The organism is Vibrio sp. E14 (assembly GCF_020515785.1).
Classification (GTDB): domain Bacteria; phylum Pseudomonadota; class Gammaproteobacteria; order Enterobacterales; family Vibrionaceae; genus Vibrio; species Vibrio diabolicus.
This window is the reverse complement of record NZ_JAHPJI010000007.1, coordinates 13,036-26,367: the sequence shown is the minus strand read 5'-3', so window position 1 is coordinate 26,367 and position 13,332 is coordinate 13,036. Positions and strand designations below refer to the sequence as shown.

The 13,332-nt window shown below is 44.9% G+C and carries 10 protein-coding genes and 1 tRNA gene; 7 read left to right on the top strand and 4 right to left on the bottom strand.

Annotated features, from left to right (window positions below; translation table 11 throughout):
* Positions 1-91: 91 nt before the first annotated feature.
* Complete coding sequence (chiP, locus tag LIX84_RS17795) at positions 92-1,213, bottom strand: chitoporin (protein WP_006743034.1); 1,122 nt, start codon at positions 1,211-1,213, stop codon at positions 92-94.
* 479 nt (positions 1,214-1,692) lie between these two features.
* Here chiP and LIX84_RS17790 point away from each other — a divergent pair, with 479 nt between their 5' ends.
* The gene (locus LIX84_RS17790) at positions 1,693-4,422 is read left to right on the top strand and encodes a heavy metal translocating P-type ATPase (protein ID WP_226421885.1); all 2,730 of its coding nucleotides are present in this window, start codon (positions 1,693-1,695) and stop codon (positions 4,420-4,422) included.
* Between the two features lie 21 nt (positions 4,423-4,443).
* Positions 4,444-4,893, top strand: coding sequence for a DUF411 domain-containing protein (locus LIX84_RS17785; protein ID WP_012842060.1), 450 nt, complete (start codon positions 4,444-4,446; stop codon positions 4,891-4,893).
* 55 nt (positions 4,894-4,948) lie between these two features.
* On the opposite strand, the gene LIX84_RS17780 is transcribed toward LIX84_RS17785, so the two are convergent.
* On the bottom strand, positions 4,949-5,641 hold the full coding sequence (locus LIX84_RS17780; protein WP_005382004.1) for an oligogalacturonate-specific porin KdgM family protein: 693 nt from the start codon (positions 5,639-5,641) through the stop codon (positions 4,949-4,951).
* A 438-nt stretch (positions 5,642-6,079) separates the two neighbouring features.
* Entirely contained in the window at positions 6,080-8,731 is a 2,652-nt protein-coding gene (locus LIX84_RS17775) for a beta-N-acetylhexosaminidase (RefSeq protein ID WP_226421884.1), read from the bottom strand.
* 495 nt (positions 8,732-9,226) lie between these two features.
* Between LIX84_RS17775 and LIX84_RS17770 the strand changes: the two genes are divergently transcribed.
* The gene (locus LIX84_RS17770) at positions 9,227-10,099 is read left to right on the top strand and encodes a TraB/GumN family protein (protein WP_226421883.1); all 873 of its coding nucleotides are present in this window, start codon (positions 9,227-9,229) and stop codon (positions 10,097-10,099) included.
* A gap of 127 nt (positions 10,100-10,226) precedes the next feature.
* Positions 10,227-10,649 carry a hypothetical protein gene (locus LIX84_RS17765; RefSeq protein ID WP_046874287.1) on the top strand — a complete coding sequence of 141 codons (423 nt, stop codon included), beginning with the start codon at positions 10,227-10,229 and terminating at the stop codon, positions 10,647-10,649.
* Between the two features lie 184 nt (positions 10,650-10,833).
* Here LIX84_RS17765 and LIX84_RS17760 read toward each other — a convergent pair.
* Positions 10,834-10,910 (bottom strand) — tRNA-Pro (locus LIX84_RS17760).
* Positions 10,911-11,170: 260 nt separating this feature from the next.
* Between LIX84_RS17760 and LIX84_RS17755 the strand changes: the two genes are divergently transcribed.
* The 3 genes from LIX84_RS17755 to rluF all read left to right on the top strand — a co-directional run bounded on the left by LIX84_RS17755 (position 11,171) and on the right by rluF (position 13,278).
* On the top strand, positions 11,171-11,311 hold the full coding sequence (locus tag LIX84_RS17755; protein WP_005382236.1) for a DUF3149 domain-containing protein: 141 nt from the start codon (positions 11,171-11,173) through the stop codon (positions 11,309-11,311).
* A gap of 132 nt (positions 11,312-11,443) precedes the next feature.
* Positions 11,444-12,025 (top strand): DNA endonuclease SmrA, encoded by a 582-nt coding sequence (gene smrA, locus LIX84_RS17750; protein ID WP_226421882.1) that lies wholly within the window; start codon positions 11,444-11,446, stop codon positions 12,023-12,025.
* A gap of 95 nt (positions 12,026-12,120) precedes the next feature.
* Positions 12,121-13,278, top strand: a complete 1,158-nt coding sequence (rluF, locus tag LIX84_RS17745) for a 23S rRNA pseudouridine(2604) synthase RluF (RefSeq protein ID WP_226421881.1) — start codon at positions 12,121-12,123, stop codon at positions 13,276-13,278.
* Positions 13,279-13,332 lie beyond the last annotated feature (54 nt).

Here is a 13,332-nt window from a genome sequence, read left to right as displayed (position 1 = left end):
CTCTGAAACTTACAGGCCAGTCATTCCAAAGGCTTATTTGAATCAGTATCAAGACAAAAAGGGCGTTTCCGCCCTTTTAGCTGCTTCTTTATTAGAAGTAGTATTCAACACCCACAGAGAACTCATCGTAGTCCGCAGATTTCCAACGCGCTTCTGTTGGTTTATCCAGTTGATATGCACCGTCGCCAAAGTCTAGAGTACGAGCACGTACGTAAAGCACTGCCGATGGGTCTACGAAGTACATAACTTGTGCAGATAGTACATCGTCTGCTGTATCGTTAATTGTCTTACCATCACGCTCTAGATCAAAGTTCGCTGCGTAAGCCAGTTTGTATTGCCAATCACCTGTGGTGTACATGATAGCGGCAGACATTGCGTCTTGCTTCTCACTCACGCCGTTGCTTGCGTCAGCTTCCATGTATTTGTATTGCGCGAAGAAAGAAATACCGTTATCAAACCAGCCTTGAGCACCCACCAAGTATGTGTTGTTTTCCCACGTTTGGCCTTCCATCTTAATGTTACGGTTACCCTCGTATGCGGCATCTAACTGAATTGGACCAATTTTGTAGTGCGCTGCGATACCACCCCAGTAATCATCACCTTCACCCAGACCCGCTTTGTCACCTGCACCAGCCGCAATATCTAGAGAGAATTTGTCCGCATACATTGGCGAGTCCCAACGAATGGTGTTTGATTGACGGTCTTGATACTTAGCACCACCAATTGCACCACCCCAGTCGTAAACGTCACCGAGACCTGGGTTAGATGCAGGCCAGTCAACCAATTCGTACATCGGTGTTAATACACGACCTAAACGAACTTGACCCCAAGATGCACTTTCAAAACCGACGAATGTGTCACGTTCACCAAGACCTGCACCCTCGCCGCCAAAGCTAGGGTCAACGTAACCACCTTCGATTTGCCAAATAAAAGTAGGACCGAAGTTAGCAAATTGTTTTTTACCACGGAAACCGATGCGAGATTCGTTGTTTAGCTGCATGCCACCTAGATCATCGTCCGTTGCTTTGTTGCCAGAATCGTAATCGCGGTACGCGGCCTGCATCGCGATGATCCCGTAAACTTCATAAGAGAATGAATCTTTGGTTAGGAACTCTTTTGCTGCGTCACTGTTTGCACCATCAGCAAATGCAGCACCACTGAACATCATGCCTGTGATTGCCGTAGCAAGTAGGCTTTTCTTTAGGTAAGACATTTTTAACCCCTATATTTTTTAGTTTTTTCCATTTTCAAATTCGCTAACTAGGACATGGCAGGAACTTGAAACAATGTTTGGACGGGGCAAATATGACAAACTTTTTTCGCACTAAAAAACTTTCCCTACAGCAATCTGAGCGACTTCAAAATGAGAAGATCAAAAATAATATAATCAATTAAAAATCAAAAACTTAAGTTTAAATATAAAAAATAAAAAACGTTAAAAGCACTTTTTGACACTGAACTGACATTGAGAGCATCTCAAAAGCGTGAGCGACTTCATTCATCTTTTAGGTGTTTTAACGGAACTTTATATTCAGAGAGAAAAAACCTTGAGATCACTCGCAAGTAAAATGGCGGTGAACTTGTGTGATTCAAGCGATTTTGACGAAATTGTTGTGAGCCCAAAATGGGTATTGACCTTACCCTTGCAGGAAGGTTTAAGCTCAATGTATCACTATTATTGAGGTGCAGATTATGTATCAGTTTGTTATACCTTTATCAGGGCTCAACTGCATGGGCTGTGCGAGAAAAGTTGAGAAGGCTTTACATGCGAATCACGATGTAGAGATCCTCACTTTGTCCCCAACGCAAGTCGAGGTCAAAACCGAGTCCTCTCTCAAAGAGCTTGTCTCATCAATTGAATCTCTTGGTTACCAAGCAGGAAATCAGTACGAGTTAAACCTTTCAGGCTTAAGCTGTGGCGGCTGCGTGAAAAAACTCTCTTCTTTATTAGACTCTCATCAAGACGTTATTTCTTTCGAGGCTTCAACAACGCACTTAGAGATTCGTACCCTACTCTCCGAGCAACAAGTCATTGAGCTAGTTGCCAGCTTGGGCTATACGGCCAACAATAGCGCTGTTACTGATAACTCAGTTGCTGAAGAGCACAAGGCAATCACTCCCGATCAACACCAAAGCCAGACATATCAAAGCGAAAAAGGCGACCAAGCAAGGCCTGACGAGCAACCAGCAGGCACGGCTCAACTACAGATGTTGATTCAAGGTATGACCTGTGCAAGCTGTGTCGCATCAGTAGAAAAAGCCCTTACTAATGTACAAGGGGTTGAAAAAGCTCAGGTAAACCTCGCAGAACAAAGCGCACTGGTGTTTGTGACAGAAGACTCAGATTCGTTACATCAATCTATTTTGCAATCTGTCAAACAAGCGGGTTACCAAGGCGAGGTTTTACAAGACGCCGCGACACAGCAAGAAAAGCAAGCGCAGCAACAACGTCAACAGCAGAAACGCTTTAAGTTGGATGCAATTGCCGGCCTTGTTGTGGGTGCCCCTTTGATGATTTGGGGTGTTGCTGGTGGCAACATGATGATTCGCAACACCAATGACCAATTGGTTTGGGGCGCGATCGGTATTGTGTGTTTGCTGCTGCTTGCCACTGCCGGAAAACAGTTCTTTAGTAACGCTTGGTTAGCGGCCACTCACAAGCGCGCCACGATGGATACCTTAGTTGCGCTCGGTACTGGCGCAGCGTGGTTCTATTCTATGCTTGTGGTGATTTTCCCAGACTGGTTCCCAATGGCATCTCGTCATGTTTACTTCGAAGCCAGCGCGATGATCATTGGTTTGATTTCACTTGGTCATTATATAGAAGCCAAAGCGAAAGCAAACACAACTCGCTCGCTTCAGGCTTTGGTGAACTTACAGCCTCAACAAGCGACCGTCATCACTGAGAAAGGTGATAAACAAATCGCGGTAGAAGAAATCACTCTAGGAATGAAGTTACGTATCAAGCCGGGAGAGAAAGTGCCCGTCGACGGTACGGTAATCAATGGTGAATCGTATATCGATGAGTCCATGCTAACAGGTGAGCCCGTTCCTGTATTAAAAGCACAAGAGGCACATGTATCCGCAGGGACATTGAATACCGACGGCTCTCTCACTATAGAGGCTACCGGAATCGGCGCTAATACTATGCTCGCACGTATTATTCGTATGGTGCGCAGCGCTCAGAGCAGTAAGCCTGCCATCGCGAAATTGGCAGACCAGATTTCATCGGTGTTTGTCCCTGTCGTTGTAGGCATAGCAATACTGGCCGCGCTTGTTTGGTTTGCCGTTGGCCCAGAGCCAAAAGCGAGCTATATGCTGGTGGTCACCACAACCGTACTTATCATCGCCTGCCCTTGTGCTCTAGGCTTAGCAACCCCACTTTCTGTCACTGTGGGAGTGGGTAAAGCCGCAGAACTCGGCATTTTGATCAAAGATGCTGATGCCCTGCAGCTAGCGAGTAAAATAGATACGGTTGTGTTCGATAAAACAGGCACGCTTACCCAAGGTAAACCGAGTGTGCAGCAAGTGTTTACTCACACCACCAGCCAAGAACAGCTGTTGGGGTTAGCGTACGCCGCCGAGCGTCAGTCAGAGCACCCACTAGCAAAAGCGGTATGCGACTTTGCTAATCAGCACGACACGCAAGAAGTGACTCTCGATAAATTTGAAAACGTTCGTGGGCGCGGCATTTTGGCAACGTATCAAGGTAAACCGCTGCTTATTGGCTCGCTTCAATTTATGCAAGCGAAAAACGTTGCAACAGAGGCTCTTCAGGATGAAATTGACGAATGTGCTCAGAACGCATGGACTCCGGTTGCCGTTGCGCTCAATGGTGAGTTAGTCGGCCTGATCGCCATTGCTGACCCAATCAAATCGGATGCAAAACAAGCGCTCTCTGCATTAAAATCGCAAGGCATCAAAACGGTAATGCTGACGGGTGACAACCAACACGTAGCCAACGCTATCGGTCAAGAACTTGGTATTGATGAAGTAATCGCTCAAGTAATGCCAGATGAGAAAGCTCAGCACATTGAGCAACTTCAATCCCAAGGCCATGTCGTGGCAATGGTGGGAGATGGCATTAACGACGCCCCTGCTCTCGCGTTAGCCAACCTTGGTATTGCAATGGGTAGCGGCAGTGATGTCGCCATTGAAAGTTCGCAAATGACCATCCTGAACACGTCACCAATGGCGGTGGTACATGCGATTGAACTGTCGCGCGCTACACTTAAAAACATGAAGCAAAACCTATTTGGAGCCTTCGTTTATAACTCACTGGGGATCCCTGTTGCCGCAGGCGTACTTTATCCTGCATTTGGATTTTTGCTCAGCCCAGTTGTCGCAGGTGCGGCAATGGCGCTGTCATCTATTACTGTCGTTAGTAATGCAAATCGACTACGACTTTTTTCAGTAAAATAACCACTTATATTTGAGGCTATTATGAAGTTGAAATTATTGACCTTTGCAATGCTTGCGACCGCATCCGCCAACGTATTGGCAGCTGATGTCATTAACCACAAATCGCCATACTGCGGCTGCTGTGGTGAATGGACAAAACACATGGAAGAGAACGGATTTACGGTCGAAGAGAAATTGCACGATGACATGAACGCCATAAAACGCGATCTAGGCATCAAGAACGAACAGCTTTACTCTTGCCACACAGCAGAAATCAACGGCTATGTGTTCGAAGGTCACATTCCAGCCGAAGACATTAAAGCATTCTTAGAAAATCCACCACGTAACGCAAAAGGGCTCTCGGTACCGGGCATGCCAATGGGTTCCCCTGGTATGGAGTATGGCGATAAAAAAGACAGCTACACTGTTTACGCGTTTAACGAAAAAGGCCAAGTGTTCGAATATAGCCACCACGAAGGCAACGACAAATAACAAGAAAGCCCAGCAAATCAATTGCTGGGCTTTTTCTTAATAGACAAATATAAGATTAGAAGCCGTAAGAGGCACCAAATACAAACGCATTGTTAACTAGGCTATCACCACTTGCGTTTTCTGCTCCGTGTGCTTGGCTACGGAACTCAAAGTAAGGCTGAACACCTTTACGTGTCCACGTTGCGCGAAGTTCGTGGTCCATCGTTTCCGCTTCAATCATGTAGACGTTGTTGTAGCTTAGCGTCACATCTTCATTCATCACGTAACCAATACGGTTATCCATGCGGTAATCTGTATCCGCATCTGCGTCTGTCGCATCAATATGCGCACGAGTACGGTTACTTAGCGAGATACCGTTATCGAAGTTGTAACCGATCTTAACCAATGGACGGTACTGTACGTTTTCGCCAGCAGAGAACAAGTGTTGGTAACCCGCTGCAACCCATAAATGATCGGTAATGTTAAATGACTGCTCACCACCCACAGTGATTGCTGGTGTTGTGTTACCTGCGCCACCGTTTTCTGTTTCCAGTTTACCCAACTGAATACCATCAAACTCGGTGTAAACCGTAAAGCCGCCGAATTGGTTATCAAAAGTATGACCAGCTTCCAGTGTAGACGTAACGTCCGAACCATGGATTCGACCATCATCGTGGAATTGAACGTTACCTGTTACGTAAGAAGAACCAGCAAAAGCGCTAGAAGCGAAAGCGAGAGAAAGAGCACTCAGTGCAAAAATGTTTTTCATAATTACTGCCTTTATTTATTCACGTTATGCGACGGTTTTAAAGGGCTTCTCTTCCCTTTTATCGCAAACTTTGGAATGTGCCTCCTTGGCGATCGCAATATTGTCCCAATTAATTCGCGATGAAAAATAAAACATTTTAAAAAGTGATCTTGTTCAAACCGACGCTCAACAACCCTGATAAAAGTATGGTAAATACAGGCACTTACCGTATTTTTCTACAATGATTCAAAAAATAGAAGTGTGATCATAAACAGGTAATTTATTGATATTTAGCAAATTAAGTGGATCCAGTTCACAATAATCCTGACCATTACAAGCTAAAACTTATTTATCAATGAAAAATAATTAGACATTGGTCACACTTAATTTCCCATAAAAATAAAGAAACCCTCAACATAACATTGAGGGTTTGCTTAAATTTAGCTGAGAAGATTAAGGTTATTTCACGCTAGTTACTCGGCTTGCTCTTTCCCCTGTCGCCGATACAGAGCGGATAAACACTTCTCCTTTCACACTTGGACGAGCATTGTCTGCGTAAGTCAGCCAGTTTTGACCGTCTAACGAGTATTGCAGTTCAACGCCAGGGAACTGAACGTTCATAGCTAGCTTGCCGTTTTCTACTTTCGCACCAGGAATTGGAAGGCGATAGTCGATACCAGATTTTTCTAGCTTAGCCAGTTCACGTTGGCCAAGAACGTTCGCAAAGCGGTTGTAGTCTTGGTTTAGCGATGCTTTATCAACTAGGTTAGAGTTTTGCGAGTACTCAACACCGACTTTGTAGTCGTTCTCCCAAACTGCGCGGTGCCATGCACGCTCAGCGGCTGCGAGTACGCGAGGGAATACCATGTACTCGTATTGCTCATCGTTACGTACTGTCTCAGACCAAAGCTGTGCTGATAGACCGTAGAAAGGTTTCGCTTCGATTTCACCTTTACCAGTAAAGCCGTTGCCATCGCGGTCTACAGAGGTTTCTGCGTTCTGAGGCATGTTCTCTGGTGCAAAGCCAAACATCTTACGCGTATCGGTTGCACGTGTTGCCCAGTAGTAACCACGCTCTTTCGGGTCAACTTCGTATGGCATGTCCATGTACACGTAGTCTGGGTTAGAAACGATCACGTCGTAACCTTTCTCAGACCACTCGTACACTGATGATGTACCACCCCAGTAAAGAACGTCCCAGAAGTTAACACGCGTATTTTCTGTTGCGAATGCTTTCTCACCTTCGCTGTATTTCAAACCATCTTGCCATGCTTGGAAGTTTGGAATGCCTTTCTCAGCAACTAATTTTGATACTTCTTGTGCAAAATGACTCGGTAGGTGAGCAAAATCGCTCACTGTACCGTCTGCGATTAACGCCTGACACTGTGGAGATTGCGCGAATGGCTTGTCTTGTTTCGACAGATCAATCGTGCCCTTCCAGCTAACTTTGTCTTCTGCGTTAACGTCTTGGAAACCAGCGCCAAGCTTGATGTTCTTCGCTTCATCGCCACCAAAGTGCCATGTCGTTAGCGGTGCCCCAGCTTCAGCGTGCATTGCTGCCACTTCTGAAATCACTTTATCTACAAAGCGAGTGGAAGATTCCATACACGGGTTGATAAAGCTTTGCTTATCGTAGAACTGAACCGTAGTGACATTAGAAGCATCTTGAGGATCCATCAGGCGGTATTCGTTCGCTTCAGCTTCCTTACCTTCTTCCATCAGGCGGTCGTAACGTGCTTCCATTGATACTACCGCTGCACGCGCGTGTGCTGGCATATCGATTTCGGGAATGACTTCAATGTTACGCGCTTTCGCGTATTTCAAGATTTCCACGTAGTCTGTTTTACTGAAGTAGCCAGAGCCAAAGTTGTCTGTCGTTGGACCGGAACCAAGCTGAGGCAGTACACAGCTTTTCTCTTGTGTATCGAAACAACGATTAGCGCCAACCTCTGTCAACTCAGGTAGGCCTGGGATTTCCAAACGCCAGCCTTCATCATCGGTTAGGTGAAGGTGAAGTTTGTTCATCTTGTACGCTGCCATTTGGTCTAGCGTTGCAAGAATTGCGTCTTTAGAGTGGAAGTTACGAGCCACATCCACCATCACACCACGGTAATCAAAGCGCGGTGCATCTTGGATAGACAGTTGTGGTAGAGAATCAGCATTTTGGCTATCTACCAGGCCAAAGATAGATTGTACTGCGTAGAAAGCACCTGCTTGGTCAAACGCTTTAATCGCAATACCATCGCCCTTGATGCTCATCTCGTAAGCACCAGATTTTGCCAGTTGACCGGTGAAGTCTGCAGGAACAACAGTGATGCTTACAGGAAGATCACCACGAACATCCACACCTACCACTTCTGCACGATCTTGAATTGCTGCGTATTGAGTCGCATCGAATGCGTCTTTAGGCAGCGCAATACCCGCCGCGATATCTACTGTACCTTTGCCTGCTTCAACAGACATTGGCGTTGGTAGTAACGTGGTTGATACTTCTTGTTTTGCTAGGTCTTCGTTCTTCTCGAAGCGAGACACAGCGTTTGCAAATACGTTGTTGTCATCTGGCGTACGTTTTAGGTTGTTACCCTCAAGGCCAGTCACGAAAGACGCAACGTCTTCTGTGTTAAGAGAAGCGATCATCTTAGGTTCTGCGTTTGGTGCTGCAACGAAAGCGCCCGGCATAAAGTCGGTTTCAAATAACTGCCAATATTCGCCAATTAGTGGAAGTACCACTTCTTCGCCCGCCGCAAAGCCATCAAACTTATCTGTTGGTTCCAGTTTGTGTAGGTCACCCGTTACACGAGAAATTTTGAACTGATCATTATCTACATCCAAAATCAGACGAATGCTGTGGAAGTAGATAGCCCAATCTTTAGAGTTAACCGCTTCACCTTGGTTAACTAGCGTCATGTTCACCTTGTTACAAGAAGCCCACTCAGCCCCTAAATCCTGACAAGCAAGACCTTCGTTTGCACCGTGGTTAGTCAACACTTGGTATTGAATATCAAGGCTATTAGCCAGTGAATTTACAACTTGTTGCTCAGAGCTTTGCAGAGCAGAGCAACTTGCTAATGTGGTGATAACAGAAACAGCAATCAGACTAGGTTTAAACATCTTACTTCCCCAAAAAAGTCAGTGGTTCAAAACGACAACGATAAACATCGCGGCTCCTCAAATGCGAGGGGCCTAACAGTTGCATTCAACATACAACCAGTTATTTCTAAGCGTAAAATAAATAGAAATAGGAAGTGATCTAGTTCAAAAAATGATACTCAGCAAAAACCATAAAAACTTAACTTTCATGAGGTTACAAGCCACGTTAAAATCGAATAACTTGTTTTGACGAGTTTGCTGCGATCTAGGTCACTCATATTCATGAGTTACGACTGATTTTGTAAGATTTGGATCACGCCTAATTATTTTGTGAACCATTAGTAAGCGAATTACCTATTTATCTTTCGTGAAGTGACTCTCATTTATTCGTCGTCAAAACTCGTCAATATTTTTAGAAATGACGATTTTGTCGAATATCCCCACTAGAGAAATTGCACTTAACCTCAAGCATTTTTGCGTATAAAGTTTAAAGGTATCTTACCTGAGGACCATTCTATGTTTCGTCTCTTGGCACTCATATCATCCCTACTTGTTGCCTTTGCTCCCTTTTCTTCTTATGCAGAGCCGCAACATTGGTTAGCAAAAAAAGGGGAAACCGAGCTGATGATCATTGGCTCTGTCCATGTGGGCGATAAAACGATGTACCCACTCCCTAAAACTATTACTCAGCACTTAAGCCAAAGCGCTGGATTGATTATCGAAGCTGATGTCAGAAACTCTGAAGGCTTGGTTTACCCACAAGCAACCATCCTTTCTAAAGATGTTTTAGACAAGGCTCAACGTCGCCACTTAGTCGAGATAGCACAAGATTTAGGGTTGCCAGAAACTCAACTTTTGAATTCTCCACCATGGACGGCTGCATTAACCATCCAACTCGCTTTAGTCAACAAACTGGGGTATGTCTCTGATAAAGGGGTCGACATGCACTTAATAGGACTCGCTGATAAAAAACAAATCCCGGTCATTCCACTGGAGTCCGTGCAATTCCAAATCGATTTAATAGCAGGTCAATCAGAAGGCGGTAAAGAGATGCTCCTCTCGTCAATTGAAGAATATGACGGTGGGGAAGAATTGGTTCAGTGTTTGATAGAAAGCTGGAAGAGCGGTGATGGTAGCATGTTGGTCGAGGCATCATTAACCGATCAAGCAACAGAAGATTTTAATCAGGCTTTCTTATATGAGCGCAATCGAGATTGGGCAAAAAAACTTGATACTGGCAGTGTCCTACCTCAACGTTCGGGTCGCTATACCGTTGTTGTCGGCAGTTTGCATTTAGTTGGTAAAGATAATCTGATTGAGCTGCTTAAAAAAAGGGGCTTTGACATAAAACCACTCGGTAAAACCCGCCAAGCTAGGTGCCATATTTAGAAATTTATTTGAAGGCAGCCAGCCTCATCAATGATGAATAGCAAGGCATCACGCTAACACGATCACTGACAATGGTTTACTCCTCAGCTAAAACGACTCTAACCTATGTGGATACATAATAACTCATATGAAATTTAAAGCTTTATTCCTATGCGTGAGCAGTATGATGCTCACTTCATCGCTTGCTTATGCTAAACCGTCATGTAACGTAGAAAATTTTCAAGCTATTGATATAACCCCGGAAGCAAAAGGCGGGCTATTAGATAAAGAGAGTGGCCAGTTTCTTATTACCGAAAAACCAATGATGCGTTGTGCGAACATCACTTTTTCCACTAACCATACCCGAAATCGCGTCGCACATATGATGAATCAAGGCTTTGAAGCTGTTTACTTTGATGGAAGCTCGAGCAAATCTCACTCTGTCACGTTTGATGAAGACGAACTAAAAGCAGGTTACATCAAAGTTGGTCCAAACCACCCAAAGACCGCTTATGTTTGCTTCACAACTTCTGAAACCCCTATCAGCACTATCTCGTGTGACATCAAGTAATAAATTTACTCACTCTAAAAAATGAAAAGGCCCTACATCTCTGTAGAGCCTTCCTCTCAATACGTGTCGGTGAAGTGCCATATTCTAACGTCAGGTGAACCCATTTGGCTCGATACTATTGAAGTCTAAAATTACTAGCGCTAAAAACGACGAAAGCCTGCTCATTGAGCAGGCTTTCTAAAAGTGGTCGGTGAAGAGGGATTCGAACCCCCGACCCTCTGGTCCCAAACCAGATGCGCTACCAAACTGCGCTATTCACCGAGATGTTTAACTGAGGACTTGTCCCCGTCAACGAATGCGTATATTACGGATTCTGAACTGTGACGCAAGTGCTTTTTACAAAAAAACCTTAGGTCTTAATTCGTTTGATGAATAACTGAACACTAGCACGTAAAATGTGACTGATAACTCACAACAAAATACAGTTTATTAACCTTAGCAACATAATTGATCCAGATCAGTGTGCAACAAGGCACTGCCATTTAGTTTTATGCCTGTCGGGAACATCTTGGAGGAAACGTATGGACTTTTGGCTTGATCTCCTATTTGGTAATGCAGTGGGTCTATCGTCAATGATAGTAATCTTTGGGGCAATTGGTCTGATGTTATTTTACGGCGGTTTCTTCATATACAAGATCATGAACGACAAATCTCCTCACTAGATCTCGCTTAGCTCTAGAAACGCTTTGCACCGGAGTCGGTTACTTGCCTACTCCGGTTTTTTATTTGATCTCAATGCACCACTCATTGATATAATCCTATTATTCCTCCCTGTTCTTAATGAGATTACTACTATGTCTCACGATGACGATTTTGATCTGTTCCAACAGATGATGGGCGATGTAAAGCCGATCACTCAAGACACCGCCGAACACAAAAAAGTACACCAAGTAACCGAAGCACAGCTCGCCAAGAGAGAAGCAGCAATCTGGCTCACAGAAGATGACCCAGAATACCTGTCACTTGATCACGCAGAAATGCTGAAACCAGAGGACTTTGTTGAGTTTAAACGTGATGGCGTACAAGACGGGGTTTACCGCAAGCTTCGTCTTGGCAAATATCCAATCCAAGCACGCCTAGATCTGCATCGTAAAACATTGAAAGAAGCTCGTGATGAAGTCGTAAAGTTTTTAAAACAGTGCCTATCAATGGACATACGAACGGTCGTTATTGTCCACGGCCGAGGAGAACACTCAAATCCACCAGCACTAATGAAAAGCTTTGTTAGCAGCTGGCTACAACAAATCAGGGAAGTTCAGTGCGTGCATAGTGCGCAACGCTTTCACGGTGGGACCGGAGCCGTTTACGTTCTACTGAGAAAAAGTGCGGAAAAGAAATTAGAAACTCGCGAACGTCACCAAAAACGGTTGGGCTAAATTTCACCCTAATGCTAGAATGCCCGCCCTTATTCTTCCTTCCCTTTCATGGGAAGGAAACTTCATTCGCCGTTGTGAAACGTTAGGAGACAAAAATGTCACAAGACAACGCTAAACGATTAAATAAATTCATCAGTGAAACTGGCTTTTGTTCACGCCGTGAGGCAGACAGACTGATTGAACAAGGTCGTGTCACCATTAATGGAAACAAGCCTGAAATGGGAACAAAAGTACTACCTGGTGATGATGTTTGTGTGGATGGTAAGCCAGTTGCAGCAAAAGAGAAGCCGATTTATATCGCTCTCAATAAACCAACAGGCATCACCTGTACAACAGAACGAGATGTACCCGGGAACATCGTTGATTTTATCGGTCACAAAAAACGTATCTTTCCGATCGGCCGCTTGGATAAACCCTCTGATGGTCTGATTTTTTTGACCAACGATGGCGACATCGTCAACAAAATCCTCCGTGCTGGCAACAGCCACGAAAAAGAGTACGTTGTGCGCGTGGACAAACCGATTACAGGTGAGTTTCTTAAACAGATGTCGAGCGGCGTTAAGATTCTCGATACCGTCACTCTACCTTGTAAGGTAACGAAAGAGACTAAGTTCTCTTTCCGTATTGTGCTCACTCAAGGACTTAACCGCCAAATCCGTCGTATGTGTGAAGCACTAGGTTACGAAGTCTTTAAGCTTCGTCGTGTTCGAATCATGAATATCTCTCTTGACGGTATTCCGAACGGAAAATGGCGTTACTTAACTGACGATGAAGTCGCTGAGATTCTTGCTATGTGCGATGGTTCGGTGGGTACAGAAGAGGCATCAAAAACAGACTCTAGAGGTCGTAATATTCGTAAAGCGACCGACGCAAAGCTGTTTGATAGCCGTGAAGAAAACCAAGATTCTACTGCTCGTCGTAACCAGAAGACACGAACTTTCCGTGGTAACAATGCTGATGAATTCCGTCACGCACCAAACTCGAAAAAAGGCCAACAAAAGCGTCGTCAGCGTGATGATGAAGGCGGACGTCCAGCTAAAGAACATTACAAAGCGAAACCACAAGGTGAACGCAGCAGACCGCTAGGCGAGCATGGTAAATCGCACCGTAAACCAGACGCATCGAGCAACAAGCACTCAGCAAACAAGCCTCAATCACCGAGTAAGCCTAAGCAGCATTACATGAACCCAAATGCCACGAAGCCAAGCAAACCAGCTAAACGCACCGGTGGTACATTGAGTCTGAAGAAGTAAGTAACGCTTCACTGACAGGCAAGATCAAAAAAGGACGCTCATGAGCGTCCTTTT

Excerpts from the sequence above, each read along its gene's own strand:
- chiP (WP_006743034.1), bottom strand. The coding sequence starts at position 1,213 with ATGTCTTACCTAAAGAAAAGCCTACTTGCTACGGCAATCACAGGCATG.
- LIX84_RS17790 (WP_226421885.1), top strand. The coding sequence starts at position 1,693 with ATGTATCAGTTTGTTATACCTTTATCAGGGCTCAACTGCATGGGCTGT.
- LIX84_RS17785 (WP_012842060.1), top strand. The coding sequence starts at position 4,444 with ATGAAGTTGAAATTATTGACCTTTGCAATGCTTGCGACCGCATCCGCC.
- LIX84_RS17780 (WP_005382004.1), bottom strand. The coding sequence starts at position 5,641 with ATGAAAAACATTTTTGCACTGAGTGCTCTTTCTCTCGCTTTCGCTTCT.
- LIX84_RS17775 (WP_226421884.1), bottom strand. The coding sequence starts at position 8,731 with ATGTTTAAACCTAGTCTGATTGCTGTTTCTGTTATCACCACATTAGCA.
- LIX84_RS17770 (WP_226421883.1), top strand. The coding sequence starts at position 9,227 with ATGTTTCGTCTCTTGGCACTCATATCATCCCTACTTGTTGCCTTTGCT.
- LIX84_RS17765 (WP_046874287.1), top strand. The coding sequence starts at position 10,227 with ATGAAATTTAAAGCTTTATTCCTATGCGTGAGCAGTATGATGCTCACT.
- LIX84_RS17755 (WP_005382236.1), top strand. The coding sequence starts at position 11,171 with ATGGACTTTTGGCTTGATCTCCTATTTGGTAATGCAGTGGGTCTATCG.
- smrA (WP_226421882.1), top strand. The coding sequence starts at position 11,444 with ATGTCTCACGATGACGATTTTGATCTGTTCCAACAGATGATGGGCGAT.
- rluF (WP_226421881.1), top strand. The coding sequence starts at position 12,121 with ATGTCACAAGACAACGCTAAACGATTAAATAAATTCATCAGTGAAACT.